General features: G+C 70.6%; 14 protein-coding genes. 1 reads left to right on the plus strand and 13 read right to left on the minus strand.

The window, feature by feature from the left end; translation table 11 throughout:
* Positions 1-50: 50 nt before the first annotated feature.
* The 6 genes from IE269_RS06145 to IE269_RS06170 all read right to left on the minus strand — a co-directional run bounded on the left by IE269_RS06145 (position 51) and on the right by IE269_RS06170 (position 6,680).
* The gene (locus tag IE269_RS06145) at positions 51-1,298 is read right to left on the minus strand and encodes a DUF418 domain-containing protein (protein WP_189821701.1); all 1,248 of its coding nucleotides are present in this window, start codon (positions 1,296-1,298) and stop codon (positions 51-53) included.
* Positions 1,299-1,682: 384 nt separating this feature from the next.
* Positions 1,683-3,269 (minus strand): Na+/H+ antiporter, encoded by a 1,587-nt coding sequence (locus IE269_RS06150; RefSeq protein ID WP_189821702.1) that lies wholly within the window; start codon positions 3,267-3,269, stop codon positions 1,683-1,685.
* Positions 3,270-3,379: 110 nt separating this feature from the next.
* A complete protein-coding gene (locus IE269_RS06155; protein WP_229897816.1) occupies positions 3,380-3,859 on the minus strand; it encodes a GNAT family N-acetyltransferase in 480 nt (159 codons plus the stop codon).
* Positions 3,856-4,797, minus strand: a complete 942-nt coding sequence (locus IE269_RS06160; protein WP_189821703.1) for an RluA family pseudouridine synthase — start codon at positions 4,795-4,797, stop codon at positions 3,856-3,858. Before IE269_RS06160 ends, IE269_RS06155 begins: the two co-directional genes overlap by 4 nt.
* A 52-nt stretch (positions 4,798-4,849) precedes the next feature.
* Complete coding sequence (gene lspA / locus IE269_RS06165; RefSeq protein ID WP_189821704.1) at positions 4,850-5,500, minus strand: signal peptidase II; 651 nt, start codon at positions 5,498-5,500, stop codon at positions 4,850-4,852.
* A 271-nt stretch (positions 5,501-5,771) separates the two neighbouring features.
* Positions 5,772-6,680 carry a TraR/DksA family transcriptional regulator gene (locus IE269_RS06170; protein ID WP_189821705.1) on the minus strand — a complete coding sequence of 303 codons (909 nt, stop codon included), beginning with the start codon at positions 6,678-6,680 and terminating at the stop codon, positions 5,772-5,774.
* Positions 6,681-7,258: 578 nt separating this feature from the next.
* On the opposite strand from IE269_RS06170, the gene ileS reads away from it, so the two are divergent.
* On the plus strand, positions 7,259-10,402 hold the full coding sequence (gene ileS / locus IE269_RS06175) for an isoleucine--tRNA ligase (protein WP_189821706.1): 3,144 nt from the start codon (positions 7,259-7,261) through the stop codon (positions 10,400-10,402).
* A 332-nt stretch (positions 10,403-10,734) separates the two neighbouring features.
* On the opposite strand, the gene IE269_RS06180 is transcribed toward ileS, so the two are convergent.
* The 7 genes from IE269_RS06180 to IE269_RS06210 form a co-directional block, all read right to left on the minus strand.
* A complete protein-coding gene (locus IE269_RS06180; RefSeq protein ID WP_189821707.1) occupies positions 10,735-11,940 on the minus strand; it encodes a DivIVA domain-containing protein in 1,206 nt (401 codons plus the stop codon).
* Positions 11,941-11,989: 49 nt separating this feature from the next.
* Positions 11,990-12,286, minus strand: coding sequence for a YggT family protein (locus IE269_RS06185; protein ID WP_189821708.1), 297 nt, complete (start codon positions 12,284-12,286; stop codon positions 11,990-11,992).
* An 83-nt stretch (positions 12,287-12,369) separates the two neighbouring features.
* Positions 12,370-12,981, minus strand: a complete 612-nt coding sequence (locus tag IE269_RS06190) for a cell division protein SepF (protein WP_189821709.1) — start codon at positions 12,979-12,981, stop codon at positions 12,370-12,372.
* A 122-nt stretch (positions 12,982-13,103) separates the two neighbouring features.
* Entirely contained in the window at positions 13,104-13,850 is a 747-nt protein-coding gene (locus tag IE269_RS06195; protein WP_189821710.1) for a YggS family pyridoxal phosphate-dependent enzyme, read from the minus strand.
* Positions 13,851-13,855: 5 nt separating this feature from the next.
* Positions 13,856-14,590: a peptidoglycan editing factor PgeF gene (pgeF, locus tag IE269_RS06200; protein WP_189821711.1), complete on the minus strand. Its 735-nt coding sequence runs from the start codon at positions 14,588-14,590 to the stop codon at positions 13,856-13,858.
* Between the two features lie 14 nt (positions 14,591-14,604).
* Positions 14,605-15,819 (minus strand): cell division protein FtsZ, encoded by a 1,215-nt coding sequence (ftsZ, locus tag IE269_RS06205; protein ID WP_189821712.1) that lies wholly within the window; start codon positions 15,817-15,819, stop codon positions 14,605-14,607.
* Positions 15,820-16,094: 275 nt separating this feature from the next.
* Positions 16,095-16,916 carry a cell division protein FtsQ/DivIB gene (locus IE269_RS06210; protein ID WP_189821713.1) on the minus strand — a complete coding sequence of 274 codons (822 nt, stop codon included), beginning with the start codon at positions 16,914-16,916 and terminating at the stop codon, positions 16,095-16,097.
* Positions 16,917-16,918 lie beyond the last annotated feature (2 nt).

Genomic DNA, 16,918 nt, shown 5'->3' on the forward strand with positions numbered 1-16,918 from the left:
AGTGCGAAGGGGCCGGACTCCGCCCGGGAGTCCGGCCCCTTCGCGTACGCCTACCTGCGCAGCAGCTTCTTCTGTACGGTCTCCAGCGGACCCTGCGCGAACCGGCGCAGCCACAGCGTCGCGAGGCCCACCAACAGCGCGCTCAGGCCCGCCCAGACGCCCATCACGGCCCAGGGCCCGTCACCGGCCCAGCGGGCGGCGAGGCCGAGCCCGAAACCGTAGAACAGCAGCATGCACAGGACGTTCTGCAGCACGTAGCAGGACAGCGCACACCGCCCCACCGCGCTGAACCCGGCGACGGCCCACGAGGACTCCCGGGCCCGGTCCACGAGCGCGCCGATCAGGCCGATGAGGCCGAGGGCGACGACGGGGGCCGCGACGTAGCGCTCGATGAGGACGTAGTCGCCGCCCCCGAGCCCGGCGGCGACCGTGAGCGGCAGCCCGGCCCCGAGCCCCCACCGCAGCATCCGGGCGCGCAGTGCCCGCCCGCGCGCGTCGTCCCCGAAGGCACCGGCCCTCAGCAGCCGTACGCCCAGCAGGAAGAGGAACACCAGCAGCCCGAAGGTGAGCACGGGCTCCATCCGCAGCACGAAGGCGTTCTGCAGCCGTACGAGGACCTGCTCGCCGTAACTGCCCTCGGCGTACAGGGCGACCGTTTCCGGGCCGACGGTGTCCTTGGTCCCGTCGCCGCCCGACGCCAGCAGCCAGGTCCCCAGCAGCATCAGGGTCAGGTGCAGCGCTCCCTGTCCCCACATCAGGATCTTCCGGAAGCGTTCGGTGCGGGTGAGCGACCAGGCGACCAGGAGCGCGGTGACGGCGTACCCCATGAGCACGTCCCAGGCGAAGACGAGCACGAAGTGCACGGTCCCCTCGGCGAAGAGGAACAGCGCCCGCCACTTGTACGGTCCGGGCCACGGCGTCCCGCGCCGCCGGGCCGACTCGAACTGGATGGCAAGCCCGACGCCGAACAGGATCGTCAGCAGCGACAGGAACTTGCCGTCCGCCAGCATCCGGAAGACGCCCTCGGCCGCCCCACCCACGGTGCCGTCCCGCAGGGGTGTCTCCATGCCCCCGTGCAGGATGCCGAGTTCGCCGCCGGCGCCCGCGAAGATCCACACGTTCGTCATGAGCGTGCCGAGAATCGCCACCCCGCGCAACACATCAAGCAACGGCAGCCTCTTCCCGGCCCCCCGCCCGCCCTCCCGGCCCGCCGCCCGATCCGCCTGCCGGCTCGCCCACTGGCCCGCCGCCACCGCTCCGGGAGCGTGCGCCGCTCCGACCACACCGCTATCCACCATGCCCACCTCAACTCCCGTGACCAACCCGCCTTTTCATGGTCACGGCCCCACCCGGGCAATACGTCCTGCGCGCTGCGGACCCCCTGCTACACCCTTCGATGCACCCCGCCCCCTCGCCGTCCCCCTGGAGCCCCACCACCCCGCCCCTCGGACTACACCCTCTTCCGCAGCCATCCCCTTGAACGACGGGGCCACCCTCCCCTCCTCCCTCGCCCCCTTGAGCGGCGGAGCCGCCCCCTCCCTCTCTCCCTCGCCCCCTTGGGCGGCGGGGCCGCCCCCCGGGGGAGGAACGGGCGGGCAAGGGGGCGGCCCACCCGATCCGGGCACACCCGGACACCGGCCCCTGCCCGCACCCCCACCCCCGGCCCACCCGGGCCCCGCCCCCTACCTCATGCTCCGCAGATCCAACTGGTGGAGGACCCGGTCCACCACCTCCGGATCCACCCCCGCCTCATTCCTCGCCGCCAACACCTCATGCCGCGCCGCCGACATCATCTCCCTCTGAATCCGCAGAACCGCCTTCACCCGCCCCGCCCTCTGCGCATACGCCTCCCGCCGCTCCTCGTCCACGATGTCCGGACTGATCCGCGCCCCGATCTCGAAGGCCCCCCGCTGCAACCGCTCGGACACCTCCTCCGGCAGCTCCTCGACCTCCTCGATCTCCTTCAGCCGCCGCTTGGCAGCCGCCGCGGCCCGCACCGCCAGGGTGTGCTCCAGCTCCCGCTCCGCATCGGAGTCCGCCCGCACCCCGAGCTTCCGCACCAGCCACGGCAACGTGAGCCCCTGAAAAACCAAAGTCGTCATGATGACGCAAAAAGCGATGAACAAAATCTCGTCCCGCGCCGGAAACGGCTCCCCCGAATCCGTCTTCAACGGAATGGCGAGCACCAGCGCCACGGACGCCACCCCGCGCATCCCCGCCCACCACATGACGACGGTCTCCCGCCAGGTCATGGGGATGTCCTCGTCGACGTCCCGCCGCTTGTGCAGCCGCTTCGCCAGCCACGTCGCCGGCAGCAGCCACAGCAGCCGCACCCCGACCACGACGACCACGACGACCGCGCCCCACCCGAGCATCTCGGCGAGCCGCCCGTCCGCGAGCCCGAAGACGCTGTGCAGCTCCAGCCCGATGAGCCCGAAGGCCACACCCGTGACCAGCGTGTCCACGATCTGCCAGAACGTCTGCCCGGCCAGCCGCCCCTGCACGTCGTCGGCATCGACCGCATGCGACGCCAGGTACAGCGCGGACGTGAGCACCGCCAGCACCCCGGACCCCATGAACTCCTCCGCCAGCACATAACTGACGAAAGGCACCAGCAGCGTCAGCCCGATCTGAAGGGTGGCGTCCCCCAGGAACCCCATCAGCTTGTTGCTGATCCACCCGAGCCCGCCCCCGACCGCCACGGCGACGACCGCCGACAGCACGAGCTCCCCCATCGCGGCGGGCCAGGAGAACGTCCCGCTCACCGCCGCACCGATCGCCACGTGATAGAGCACGATCGCCGTGACGTCGTTGAACAGCCCCTCCCCCTCCAGGATCGAGACGAGCCGCCGGGGCAGCCCCAGGGCCCCCGCCACAGCGGTCGCCGCCACGGGGTCCGGCGGAGCGACCAACGCCCCCAGTGCCACGGCAGCGGCGATCGGCAGCCCCGGCACGAGGGCATTGGCCACGCCCGCCACAGCAGCCGTCGTCACGAACACCAGGGCCACGGCCAGCAGCAGAATGGGCCGCCAGTTGGCGGTGAACTGCCGCCAGGAGGTCCGCTGCACAGCGGCGTACAGCAGCGGCGGCAGCACCAGCGGAAGGATGTACTCCGGCGGGATGTCCGGATTGGGTACGAAGGGTACGAGCGCCAGCACGACCCCCGCCAGGGTCATCAGCACCGGCGCGGGCAGCCCCAGCCGCTCCCCCAGCGGGACCGAGACCACCGCCCCGAGCAGCAGCACGAACAGCAGGGCCAACTGATCCACGGGCATGCCTTCCGGGCGCGAACGATCAAGACCCCCAGCGTGCCACGAACGCCCCAAACCGGCACAAAGGGCCCCCTCCTCAGAGGGGGCCCGCCGGTAAGTACCGTCCGTCAGACCAGCTCGCGCCGCATCGCCCGGTGGTCGATCCCCGCGTCCAGGAACACCGGCCCGTACGCCGCGTACCCCAGCCGCTCGTAAAAACCCAGCGCGTGCGTCTGCGCGTGCAGGTCGACCGCGGTCAGCCCGCGCTCCCGGGCCGCCTCCTCGATGCCGCGCACGAGCGCCGCCCCGACGCCGAGCCCGCGCGCCGCCGCGCTCACCGCGAGCCGGCCCAGCGAGCCCACCTCGGGGCCGCCGCCGGTCTTCCCGGCCGCGTCCGCCCCGTACAGCAGGCGTCCGGTCCCCAGCGGCGTGCCGTCCTCGCCGACCGCCAGGACGTGCACCGCCGTGCTGTCGTACGTGTCGTACTCCAGCTCCGCGGGCACCTCCTGCTCGACCACGAAGACCTCCTTGCGCACCGCGAAGCACGCCTGAAGGTCCTCGGGCCCGTCGGCCGGCCGCACCGTGTACGGCACGACGTCGGAGGTCACTCGCTCTCCGCCCGGATCACGTCCAGCGCGTGCTGGAGGTCGGCCGGGTAGGCGCTCTCGAACTCGACCCAGTCGCCGCTGCCCGGGTGCGTGAACCCGAGCCGCATGGCGTGCAGCCACTGCCGGGTCAGGCCGAGCCGCTTGGCGATGGTGGGGTCCGCGCCGTACGTCGTGTCGCCGACGCAGGGGTGGCGGTGGGCGGACATGTGCACGCGGATCTGGTGCGTGCGGCCCGTCTCCAGCTTGATGTCCAGCAGCGACGCGGCGCGGAACGCCTCGATGAGGTCGTAGTGGGTCACCGACGGCTTGCCCTCGGCCACCACGGCCCACTTGTAGTCGTGGTTGGGGTGGCGGCCGATCGGGGCGTCGATGGTGCCGCTCATCGGGTCCGGGTGGCCCTGCACGAGCGCGTGGTAGCGCTTGTCCACGGTCCGCTCGCGGAACTGCTGCTTGAGCGAGGTGTACGCGCGCTCCGACTTGGCGACGACCATCAGCCCGGACGTGCCGACGTCGAGCCGGTGCACGATGCCCTGGCGCTCGGCGGCGCCCGAGGTCGAGATCCGGTACCCGGCGGCGGCGAGCCCGCCGATGACGGTGGTCCCCGTCCATCCCGGGCTCGGATGGGCGGCCACGCCCACCGGCTTCACGATCACGACCACGTCGTCGTCGTCATGGATGATCTCCATGCCCTCGACGGGCTCGGCGACGATCTGGACCGGCGCGGCGGGCGCGGGCATCTCGACCTCCAGCCAGGCCCCGCCGTGCACGCGCTCGGACTTCCCGACCACCGAGCCGTCGACCTGGACCTTTCCGGCAGCGGCGAGCTCGGCCGCCTTGGTGCGGGAGAACCCGAACATCCGGGAAATGGCGGCGTCGACGCGCTCGCCCTCAAGGCCATCGGGAACGGGCAGGGTGCGGATCTCGGGAATCGTACTCACCCGTCGAGTATGCAGGACCGCACCGACAAGCCCTTACCGCAAGCCTGCGACCTCAGCTCTTGTGGACCGTTCCGTCCGGGTCCAGCCCCTTGAACGACAGGATCACGATCAGGATCCCGCCGCAGACCACAGCGGAATCCGCCAGGTTGAAGACCGCGAAGTGCGCGGGCGCGATGAAGTCGACGACCGCCCCCTCCAGGAAGCCGGGCGTACGGAAGATCCGGTCGGTGAGATTGCCCAGCGCACCGCCGAGCAGCAGCCCGAGCGCGATGGCCCACGGCAGGCTGTACAGCTTGCGGGCCAGCCGGGCGATCACGATGATCACCGAGGACGCGATGATGGTGAAGACGATCGTGTACGCCTCGCCGATCCCGAACGCGGCGCCCGCGTTGCGGATCGCCCGGAACTGCAACAGCTCCCCGATCACGTTGATCGTCTCGCCGCTGGGCTCCAGCTTGGCCACGACGAGCAGCTTGCTGCCGAGGTCGAGCGCGTACGCGATGAGCGCGACGATCAGCAGGAGCGGCAGCTTCCGCTTGACCTGCGCCGCGACACTCGCCCCGCCCTCGGCCGCCGTCTCCGCGCCCTCGGCCTCGTCCTTCTTCACGGCAGCCGTCTCGCCGGCACCCTCGTTCTCCGAGGACTTCTCCGGCCCGGCTCCCTCCACATCTGGCGTACCGATGATGCGCTCCGCCTCTGCCACGTCAGTCCCTCGCCCTCGTACCTGATTGGCACGAGACTACGGCACACCCGTACGACCCACCCCGACCCCCGCCCAGCCCTCGCAGCCCTCGCAGCCCGCCCAGCCCTCGCAGCCAACGAGGCCCCCTCCCCACAGCCCCCTTGGGCGGCGGGGCCGCCCCCCGGGGGCGGAACGGGCGGGCAAGGGGGCGGCCCGCCCGACACGGGCCCACCCGGACACCGCCCCCTGCCCGCACACCCGGCACCGGCTCAGCCCCGCCCCGTACCCCCGCCTAGTACCGCCTCTCCTGCTTCTGCTTGCACTCCACACACAACGTCGCCCGCGGAAACGCCTGCACCCGCGCCTTCCCAATCGGCTTCCCGCAGTTCTCACAGATCCCGTACGTCCACGCGTCCAACCGGTCCCGCGCCCGCTCCGTCTGCTCCAGCATCTCCCTGGCGTTCGCGGCCAGCGACATCTCGTGCTCGCGCGTCATGTTCTTCGTGCCGGTGTCCGCGTCGTCGTCCCCCGCGCTGTCCCCGGAGTCCCGCATCAGCCCGCTCAGCGCCTCCTCCGCGGAGACGATCTCTGCCCGCAGCCGCAGGATCTCGCTGTCCAGCTCGGCCCGTGCCTCGGCGATCTCGTCGGGCGTCCAGGGGTCCTCCCCCGGCCGGACGGCCAGCTGCCCGGGCACCACGGCCGTCGTGGCGCGGGCCGGCGGCACCGCCTTCTTCCTCGCCGTCGCCGCTCCGCCCGGACTCTTCTTCGCAACCACCGTCTCGGCTCCCGTCTCCGCGGCCTGAGCCGCCCCCTCGGCCGCGGACGCGGCCTGCTTCCCGGTCGCCGCGGCCACTTCCGCGGTCTCCGGCCCATCGCTGACGGCCTCGTCGACAGCCGCCTTCTGCACAGCCTTCTCAGCCGCTTTCTTCCCCGTCGCCTTCTTCGCCGCACTCTTCTTGACGGCGGCCTTCTTCGCGGGAGCCGCAGCCTTCTTCGCCGGAGCCGCGGCCTTCTTCGCGACCGCCTTCTTGGCAGCAGCCTTCTTGGCCGGAGCCTTCTTCACAGCACCAGAGGCACCCGAGGCGCCCGAAGCACCGGAAGCACCCGCCTCCGCCGCCTCCGCTTCCGTCCCGGACGCCGCTGCTCCGGTGGTTCTCTTCGACGCCGACTTCTTCGTTGCGGCGGTCTTCTCAGCCACCATGGCCGCGGCCCCTTCACATTTTGTGATCTTGCACGCGAATCGTGCTGGGACGATAAATCGACCCGAACGCCGCGGCAACGGGGCACACCGCCGATTCCGCCCTCCTCCCACCTCGCCCCGACGGACCTGCATCCGTTGTTCCCAGCTCTCCGCCGGGTAATCGCACCGCAGGACCGGGCCCGAAGCCCGTCAGCCCCCGTATGGCCATTCGGGTCACACCGGCCCCCCGCCCGCCGCCCCGCGAAAACCGGTGAGCCGCCTCGCACCCCGCCCCGTACACTGGCCCGAGCGAAAGGCATCGATGGGGCCGAGTAGCGCCGCACGCAGCGATGAGCGATCCGGGGACGGTGAGAGCCCGGGGGCGAGCACGGCGTGAAGCATCACCCCGGAGCCGCCGGAAGAAAGCCCGCGCACGGCAGGACACGACCGCGAGGGCGAGTAGACCCGGCATCGCGCCCCTAATGAGGGGGCCGCGGACGCACGTCGTCCGGGGCCAAGGAGGGTGGTACCGCGGGAGCAGCAGCAGCGCTCTCGTCCCTCCGACGGAAGCCAGCAGTCCGCCGGAGGAAGAGCACCTGATGACACCGCCGCAGTACAACCCGGTCCCCGCACAGGTCGACCTGCCCGCCCTGGAGCACGCCGTTCTCGACTTCTGGGAGCAGGCCAAGGTCTTCTCGAAGTCCCTGGAGGCCTCCGAGGGCCGCCCCGAGTGGGTCTTCTACGAGGGCCCGCCGACCGCCAACGGCATGCCCGGCGCCCACCACATCGAGGCCCGCGTCTTCAAGGACGTCTTCCCCCGCTTCCGCACGATGCAGGGCTACCACGTCGGCCGCAAGGCCGGCTGGGACTGCCACGGCCTCCCCGTCGAGCTGGCCGTCGAGAAGGAGCTCGGCTTCAGCGGCAAGCAGGACATCGAGAACTACGGCATCGCCGCGTTCAACGACAAGTGCCGCGAGTCCGTCACCCGCCACACCGACGCCTTCGCCGAGCTGACCCAGCGCATGGGCTACTGGGTCGACCTGGACGACGCGTACCGCACGATGGACCCGGAGTACGTCGAGTCCGTCTGGTGGTCCCTGAAGGAGATCTTCAACAAGGGCCTCCTCACCCAGGACTACCGCGTCGCCCCCTGGTGCCCCCGCTGCGGCACCGGCCTCTCCGACCACGAGCTGGCCCAGGGCTACGAGACGGTCGTCGACCCCTCCGTCTTCGTCCGCTTCCCCCTGACCGGCGGCCCCCTGGCGGGCCGGGCGGCGCTCCTGGTCTGGACGACGACCCCCTGGACCCTCGTCTCGAACACGGCCGTCGCCGCCCACCCGACGGTCCGCTACGTCGTCGCCACCGACGGCACCGAGCAGCTCGTCGTCGCAGAGCCCCTGCTCGAAAAGGCCCTGGGCGAGGGCTGGGAGGTGACCGGCGAGTCCTTCACCGGCGCCGAGATGGAGCGCTGGACCTACCAGCGCCCCTTCGACCTGGTCGAATTCCCCGCCGAGGCCCACTTCGTCGTCAACGCCGACTACGTCACCACCGAGGACGGCACCGGTCTCGTCCACCAGTCCCCCGCCTTCGGCGCCGACGACCTCGTCGTCTGCAAGTCGTACGGTCTCCCGGTCGTGAACCCGGTCCGCCCCGACGGCACCTTCGAAGAAGAGGTCCCCCTCGTCGGCGGCGTCTTCTTCAAGAAGGCCGACGAGAAGCTCACCGAGGACCTGGCCGCCCGCGGCCTGCTCTTCCGCCACGTGCCGTACGAGCACAGCTACCCGCACTGCTGGCGCTGCCACACGGCGCTCCTCTACTACGCGCAGCCGTCCTGGTACGTCCGTACGACCGCCGTCAAGGACCGTCTCCTCGAGGAGAACGAGAAGACCAACTGGTACCCGGACACGGTCAAGCACGGCCGCTTCGGCGACTGGCTGAACAACAACATCGACTGGGCCCTCTCCCGCAACCGCTACTGGGGCACCCCGCTGCCCATCTGGCGCTGCGAGGACGACCACCTCACCTGCATCGGCTCCCGCGCCGAACTGACCGAGCTCACCGGCCAGGACCACTCCGCCCTGGACCCGCACCGCCCGTACATCGACGACGTCACCTTCACCTGCACCCACGACGGCTGCTCGCTCAGCGCGACCCGCGTCCCCGAGGTCATCGACGCCTGGTACGACTCGGGCTCGATGCCGTTCGCGCAGTGGGGCTACCCGTACAAGAACAAGGAGATCTTCGAGAAGCGCTACCCGGCGCAGTTCATCTCCGAGGCCATCGACCAGACCCGCGGCTGGTTCTACACGCTGATGGCGGTCGGCACCCTGGTCTTCGACAAGTCCTCGTACGAGAACGTGGTCTGCCTCGGCCACATCCTCGCCGAGGACGGCCGCAAGATGTCCAAGCACCTGGGCAACATCCTCCAGCCGATCCCCCTGATGGACCAGCACGGCGCCGACGCCGTGCGCTGGTTCATGGCGGCCGGCGGCTCCCCGTGGGCGGCCCGCCGCGTCGGCCACGGCACCATCCAGGAGGTCGTCCGCAAGACGCTCCTCACGTACTGGAACACGGTCGCCTTCCAGGCCCTCTACGCCCGTACGTCGTCCTGGGCGCCCAGCGCCGCCGACCCGGCCCCCGCCGACCGCACGGTCCTCGACCGCTGGCTGCTCTCCGAGCTGAACGCGCTCGTCGACCAGGTCACGCAGGCCATGGAGTCGTACGACACCCAGAAGGCCGGCAAGCTCCTCTCGGCCTTCGTCGACGACCTCTCCAACTGGTACGTCCGCCGCTCCCGCCGCCGCTTCTGGCAGGGCGACAAGGCGGCGCTGCGCACGCTGCACGACGTCGTCGAGACGGTCACCCGCCTCATGGCCCCCCTCACTCCCTTCATCACGGAGCGGGTCTGGCAGGACATGGTCGTGCCGGTGACCCCCGACGCGCCGGAGTCCGTCCACCTCTCCTCCTGGCCCAAGGCCGACCTGGCCGCCATCGACCCGACCCTCTCGACCCAGATGGCTCTGGTCCGCCGCCTGGTCGAGCTGGGCCGGGCCACGCGCGCCGAGTCCGGCGTCAAGACCCGCCAGCCCCTGTCCCGGGCCCTGGTGGCGGCGACCGGCTTCTCCGCGCTCTCCCCCGACCTCCAGGCCCAGATCACCGAGGAGCTGAACGTCTCCTCCCTCGCCTCCCTCTCCGAGGTGGGCGGGTCCCTGGTCGACACCACCGCCAAGGCGAACTTCCGCGCCCTGGGCAAGCGGTTCGGCAAGGGCGTCCAGGACGTGGCGAAGGCGGTCGCCGCGGCCGACGCGGCAGCCCTCTCCCTCGCCCTGCGCGACGGCGAGGCCCCCCTGGTCGTGAACGGCGAGACGATCCTCCTCACCCCCGAGGAGGTCATCATCACCGAGACCCCCCGCGAGGGCTGGTCGGTCGCCTCCGACTCCGGCGCGACGGTCGCCCTCGACCTCGAAATCACCCCGGAGCTGCGCAAGGCGGGCCTGGCCCGCGACGCGATCCGCCTGATCCAGGAGGCCCGCAAGAACTCGGGCCTGGACGTCGCCGACCGCATCGCCGTCCGCTGGACCTCCACCTCCCCGGAAACGGCGGAGGCCCTGACCCACCACGCCCCCCTGATCTCCGACGAGGTCCTCGCCACCGACTACGCCGAGGGCACCCCGGACTCCACCTACGGCTCCCCCTTCACGGACGAGCCCCTCTCCCTGACCTTCCACCTCCGCAAGATCTAACCCCGCAGTCCCCCAGTGGGGCGGGCCCAGGAACCTCCACCTTCCTGCGCCCGCCCCTCCTTTTTTCCGCGCCCCTAAAGGGGCGCGGGGAACTGCGCGAGCAACCACAACACAAGCCGCGCGGCGAGCGCTTTAGGGAAAGGGGCGGGACCGGGGCGAATCCCGGGGGTCCGGGGGCAGAGCCCCCGGCCGGAACAGCAACCACGAACCGGCCCGCACAGAACCCCCCTCCGACCCCACGGCAAAAGGGGCGGGCCCCAGGACCGAAATGGTCCCGGGGCCCGCCCCTCAGCCTGCCGACGGCTACGCGTTCATCACGCGCACTACCGGCCTCAGTTGTCGTCCTCGTCGATCAGAAAGCCCCGCATCGGCGACGGAGCCTGCTGCATCGGCGGCTGGCCCTGCGGCCGCACCGGCGCCATCGGCTGCGTCATGGCCGGAGCCATCTGCTGCTGCCCGCCGTAGGACGGAGCACCGTTCGCCTGGCCGCCGCCCATCGGGGAGGGCGCGCCCATCGACGGGTTCCCACCCATGGAGTGCCCCATGGAGGACGCCCCGGCCGGAGCCATCGTGCTGCTCATCTGCGGGGCCGGCGGCAGCGAGGCCGTCGCCGGGGTCCGCGGCGGAGCGAGCGAGTCGTCGGCCTGGGTCTCCAGCTGACGCAGCTGCGACTCCAGGTAGGACTTCAGACGCGTGCGGTACTCGCGCTCGAAGCCGCGCAGGTCCTCGACCTTGCGCTCCAGCGTGGCGCGGGCGGACTCCAGGGAGCCCATCGCGACGCGGTGCTTCTCCTGCGCGTCCCGCTCCAGCGCGTCGGCCTTGGCGCGGGCGTCCCGCTCCAGGCCCTCGGCGCGCGAACGAGCCTCGCCGACGATCTTGTTGGCCTCGGAACGGGCCTCCGCGATCGCCTGGTCGGCGGTCTGCTGCGCCAGCGAGAGCACGCGGGCGGCGCTGTCGCCACCGGGCTGCTGCATCGGAGGCTGCTGCTGCATCGGGGGCTGGCCCATCGGACCGGGGCCACCCATCGGGCCCTGGCCCATGCCCTGCTGCTGGCCCATCGGGCCACCCTGCATCGGACCCTGGCCCATCGGGCCGGGACCGTGCTGTCCCTGCATCGGGCCGGGGCCCTGACCCATGGGGCCGCCCTGCATCGGGCCCTGGCCCATCGGGCCGGGACCCTGCTGGCCGCCGGGGCCTGCGGGGAGCTGGAGCTGGCCGCCCTGCTGCTGCATCTGCTGCTGCGGGGGCTGCTGCTGCTGAGGCGGTCCGGATATGGCCGCGGGGACGGGCGCGCCCGGGCCACCGGGCCGGTTGTCCTGCGGTTCCGGCTTGCGCATGCCCTGCTGCTGCTGGTTCTGCGCTGCCGCACGGGTCGCCGCGGCCAGCTTGGCTCGCAGGTCCTCGTTTTCGCGGAGCAGGCGGGTCAGTTCGGACTCGACCTCGTCGAGGAAGGCATCAACCTCGTCCTCGTCATAGCCTTCTCGGAGGCGGACGGTCGTGAACTGCTTGTTCCGCACGTCCTCGGGGGTCAGCGGCATCTCTTCTTCACCTCTACGTAGTCGTCGGCAGTCGGCAAGACCGTATCGCTCACACCCTGCTCGCAACGTTGTTCACGATGGCGATCAGGATGTAGACGATGATCATCAGAACGAAGAAGGACAGGTCGAGTGCCACGCCCCCGAGACGCAGCGGCGGAATGAACCGCCGCAGAAGCTTGAGCGGTGGATCGGTGACAGTGTAGGTGGCCTCCAGAACGACCACCATCGCCTTGCCGGGTTGCCACGAGCGGGCAAACTGGAAGACGTAGTCCATGACGAGCCGGAAGATCAGCACGACGAGGAAACACATCAACGCGATGTAGATCACGTCCAGTGCGATGCCCATTCCCGTGCTTCCCTCTCCCCTGGCTCACGCCTCGGTCCGGCCCCTGTGGCCGGTTGTTCCCGGTGGTCCTGCTCTCGGATCTGTCAGCTCTGGTTGAAGAAACCGCCCTCTGCGATACGGGCCTTGTCCTCCGCCGTGACATCGACGTTAGCAGGCGACAACAGGAACACCTTCTGCGTCACTCGCTCAATGCTGCCATGCAGACCGAAGACAAGACCTGCGGCAAAGTCGACAAGTCGCTTCGCGTCGGTGTCGTCCATCTCCGTGAGGTTCATGATCACCGGAGTGCCCTCGCGGAAGTGTTCCCCGATGGTACGGGCCTCGTTGTAGGTCCGGGGGTGCAACGTGGTGATGCGGTACGGCTCCCGCTCGGACACGACCTTGGGCATGATCACCGGTGCGTTCTTCTCCAGGCTCGGACGTTCAGGTGTGATGGACGCCACGGGGGCGATTCGTGCGGGTCGTCCGCTTTCCGCCGGAAGCTGAACGGGCTCGCGGGGGGCCGGCGGCTGTACCGCTCGTACCGGTTCGTCCCGCTCCCGCTCGACCTGGTGCGGGGGCTGGTGACGACGGTGGTCGCGCTCCGGCTCCGGCTCGGGTTCGAAGTCGTCGTCGGGGTCAAAGCCCCGGCCGTCGTACCCATCGTCCTCCACGAGGCCGAGGTAGACCGCCATCTTGCGCATAGCGCCGGCCATTTCCTGAGTCCTCCGCTCTGTGGTGGATCGGCCTCGTCACCAAGTGCCAGCGATCCACTGGGCCTGCCCCCGAATAGTGGGGATGACCATATTTTCTGCTGTGGTCCGACTGCTTCGCGACGTTACCCGAGGCGAGGGCGCACGCCGAGTACCGCAGTGCCGACGCGCACATGTGTCGCACCGGCCGCCACGGCCTCGTCGAGGTCCGCACTCATTCCCGCAGACACCATGGTGGCAGCCGGATGTGCGGTGCGCAGGCGGGTCGAGATTTCCATCAGCCGCTCGAAGGCGGCCCGTTGGCGGCCCGCGTACTCACCGGACAGGGGCGCGACGGTCATCAGGCCGTCGAGACGGAGTCCGGGCGCCTCGGCCACGGCCGCCGCCAACTCCTCGACGCCGTCCGGCGAGACGCCGCCCCTTTCACCCCTTTCGCCCACTTCGGCGTCCAGGGCCACCTGGAGCAGACAGCCGACCTCGCGCTCGGCCCGCAGTGCCGCCGAGGACAGCGAGCCCACCAGCTTCAGCCGGTCCACGGACTGCACCTCATCGGCGTAACCGACCACCGAACGCACCTTGTTGGTCTGCAACTGCCCGACGAAGTGCCAGGTCAGCGGCAAGTCCGTGGACGCTGCGGCCTTCGGGGCCGCGTCCTGGTCGCGGTTCTCGGCGACATGACGCACCCCCAGCTCCGCGAGCAGGCGCACATCGCTCGCCGGGTAGGTCTTGGTGACCACGATCAGGGTCACTTCTTCACGTGCGCGCCCGACAGCTGCACAAGCGGAAGAGATACGTTCCTCCACCTGCGCCAGGTTCCTGGCGAGTTCGTCCTTGCGCGCCGCGAGCGCGGCGACGTCTTCCGTACGGTCCATCTGCCCTACCCGTCCAACCAGACATATCCGGCGAGCCGCCCCGTGGTGCGGTCCCGCCGGTAGGAGAAGTGGTCGCCCGACTCGCGGGTGCACACCGGCGACTGCGACCGCGTCCGCACCCCGAGCGCCGCGAGCTGGGCGTGCACTCCGGCGCTGACGTCGACGGCCGGGGTGCCCCAGCTCGTCTCGGCCCAGCAGGCCGGTTCGATCGCGGCGGCCTCGGCCCGCATCTTCTCGGGCACTTCGTAGCACTTGCCGCAGACGGCGGGCCCGGTCCACGCGTGGATACGGGAGGGATCGGCGCCCAGCGCCACCATCGCCTCCACCGCCGAGGGCACGACCCCCGCCAGCATCCCCGGCCGTCCCGCGTGCGCCGCCCCGGCCACCCCGGCGACCGGGTCGGCCAGCAGGACGGGGGTGCAGTCGGCGGTCAGCACCGCGAGGGCGAGCCCCCGACGGGCGGTCACGACCGCGTCGACGGAGGGGATTTCCGCGTCGGAGCCCCAGGGCCCGTCGACCACGGCCACGTCCCGCCCGTGCACCTGGTTCATCCAGACCACCTGCGCCGGATCGAGCCCGAGGGACTCGGCCGCCAGCTTCCGGTTGGCCCGTACGGCGTCGGGGTCGTCGCCGACCGCCCCGCCCAGATTGAGCTGCTCGTACGGAACGGCGCTCACCCCGCCCCACCTGTCGGTGAAGCCGAAGTGCGCGCCGTTCTCGTCGTCGTACCGCTGTATCACCTAGACGATCCGGATCACTTCAGGAAGTCCGGTACGTCCAGCTCCTCGGCCGAGGTGTCCGCGTAGGACGGTCGGGCCGGCGGGACGTGCGGCGGATTCGTCTGTACGGGGACCTCGTTGACCGGTGCGGGCTGCTCGACCGGGGCCGGGGCCTCCTCGCGCACCGGCACGGAGCCGATGCCGGTCGGCCGGGACGGCTCCGGCGCGGGGCGCGTCGGCGGGGCGCTCTCCTCGCGCTTCTGCGCCCCGGCGCCCAGCACGTTCTCGCGCCGGGCCGGCGGCTGTCCGCCGTCGAATCCGGCGGCGATGACGGTGACCCGTACCTCGTCGCCCAGGGCGTCGTCGATGACGGCGCCGAAGATGATGTTGGCCTCGGGGTGGGCGGCCTCGCTGACCAGCTGGGCGGCCTCGTTGATCTCGAAGAGACCGAGGTCGGAGCCGCCGGAGATGGAGAGCAGGACGCCACGGGCGCCGTCGATGGAGGCTTCCAGGAGCGGCGAGGAGATCGCCATTTCCGCCGCCGCCACCGCACGGTCGTCGCCGCGCGCCGAGCCGATGCCCATGAGCGCCGAACCGGCCTCGGACATGACCGACTTGACATCGGCGAAGTCGAGGTTGATCAGGCCCGGGGTGGTGATCAGGTCGGTGATGCCCTGGACACCCGAGAGCAGGACCTGGTCGGCCGACTTGAAGGCGTCGAGCACAGAGACCTGACGGTCGCTGATCGACAGCAGTCGGTCGTTGGGGATGACGATGAGGGTGTCGACCTCTTCGCGGAGCTGGGCGATGCCGTCCTCCGCCTGGTTCGCACGCCGTCGGCCCTCGAAGGTGAACGGGCGGGTGACCACGCCGATCGTCAGGGCGCCCAGCGAGCGGGCGATGTTGGCGACGACGGGTGCGCCACCCGTTCCGGTGCCACCGCCTTCGCCTGCCGTCACGAAGACCATGTCGGCCCCCTTGAGGACCTCCTCGATCTCCTCGCGGTGGTCCTCGGCCGCCTTGCGGCCGACGTCGGGGTTGGCGCCTGCGCCAAGTCCTCGGGTGAGTTCACGGCCGACGTCCAGCTTGACGTCGGCGTCGCTCATCAACAGCGCTTGCGCGTCGGTGTTGATGGCGATGAACTCGACGCCCTTCAGACCGACCTCGATCATCCGGTTGATGGCATTGACACCACCGCCGCCGACACCGATGACCTTGATGACTGCGAGGTAGTTCTGCGGTGCTGCCACGTCGAAGGCCTCTCGCCTCGATTTACGTGCCGCCACGGAGTTTGCAGCGCCGCGACGACTGATGCCGATTTGGGACGGTCCGAACGCCGACCCGAACCCTAACGCTGAAGTTTAGGGTTACCAGTGTGTCTGTTCCTTGGACTCTTCCGAACAGGACACTAAGTCGACAAGTGGTGCGCGTTCAACGAACACGCCGAACCTCCCGTTTTTCTTTTCACCCTATGTGATCACCCATATCGCTGACCAACCAGGGGGCTGACCGGCCCGAAGAGCCGTCAACTCCCCGATGACGCAGGGGCGGTGGGAGCGCTCACGTCGAAGTGCTTCGCGTCGGGGGACGCTTTCATCAGGGCGAGCAGGGCCCGGGACTTGGCCTCGCCACTCTCACCACTGCCCCAGAAAACGCTGCGGTCACGGCCCAGTTCCAGTGTGATCGCGTCGTACGAAGTCACCTTCACCACCGTCAGGTTACGGGCCACGGCCGCCGGAAGCCCACTCGCGACCCGCACCGCCTCGGCCAGCAGCCGCTGTTCGCCGAACCGGCGCAGACTCGGGGAGCGGGTGGCCGCCAATTCGAGGCGCGGTACCCCGGCGGTCGGCTTTGTCACAGTGGCGAACCGCACACCGTTTCTGTCCACCTCGGTGAACTTCCCGGCGGCGGAGGGACCTTCGGTGAGCAGCAGGACGGGCTTTCGCTCCGTCACTTTCAGACCGATTCCGTGCGGCCACGACCGGACCACGTCGATCGTGTCGATTCGCGGCAATTCCTTGCGCAGCCGGTCCTCTATGGCGCCGGTGTCCACGGAGATCATCGGGATGCCGGTGGGCACGGCCGCCGCGTCCAGCACCTGCTGGGGCGTCAGCACCCGGGTGCCGGTGGCCCGTACCTGTTCGACGCGCAGCCAGTTCGAGCCGTACAGCGCCCAGACGATGCCGCCGCAGAGCAGGACGGCGGCGGCGAGGAGGAGAACGACCGGGCGGCTGACTCGAGTCCGCAGCCGCCGCAGCCTGCCCGGGCGTCCCTCGCGGGGCGCCCGGGGCGTGGCCGGATCCGTCTGCGCTCTGCCGCCGCGTTCGCGGGTGCTGGGTCCGGCCACGT

Origin of the sequence: Streptomyces spiroverticillatus (assembly GCA_014650415.1) — a bacterium.
In the GTDB taxonomy this organism is placed as follows: Bacteria; Actinomycetota; Actinomycetes; order Streptomycetales; family Streptomycetaceae; genus Streptomyces; species Streptomyces spiroverticillatus.

Coding starts and splice junctions, on each gene's coding strand:
- IE269_RS06145 (WP_189821701.1), bottom strand. CDS start 1,298: ATGGTGGATAGCGGTGTGGTCGGAGCGGCGCACGCTCCCGGAGCGGTG.
- IE269_RS06170 (WP_189821705.1), bottom strand. CDS start 6,680: ATGGTGGCTGAGAAGACCGCCGCAACGAAGAAGTCGGCGTCGAAGAGA.
- ileS (WP_189821706.1), top strand. CDS start 7,259: ATGACACCGCCGCAGTACAACCCGGTCCCCGCACAGGTCGACCTGCCC.
- IE269_RS06180 (WP_189821707.1), bottom strand. CDS start 11,940: ATGCCGCTGACCCCCGAGGACGTGCGGAACAAGCAGTTCACGACCGTC.
- IE269_RS06185 (WP_189821708.1), bottom strand. CDS start 12,286: ATGGGCATCGCACTGGACGTGATCTACATCGCGTTGATGTGTTTCCTC.
- IE269_RS06190 (WP_189821709.1), bottom strand. CDS start 12,981: ATGGCCGGCGCTATGCGCAAGATGGCGGTCTACCTCGGCCTCGTGGAG.
- IE269_RS06195 (WP_189821710.1), bottom strand. CDS start 13,850: ATGGACCGTACGGAAGACGTCGCCGCGCTCGCGGCGCGCAAGGACGAA.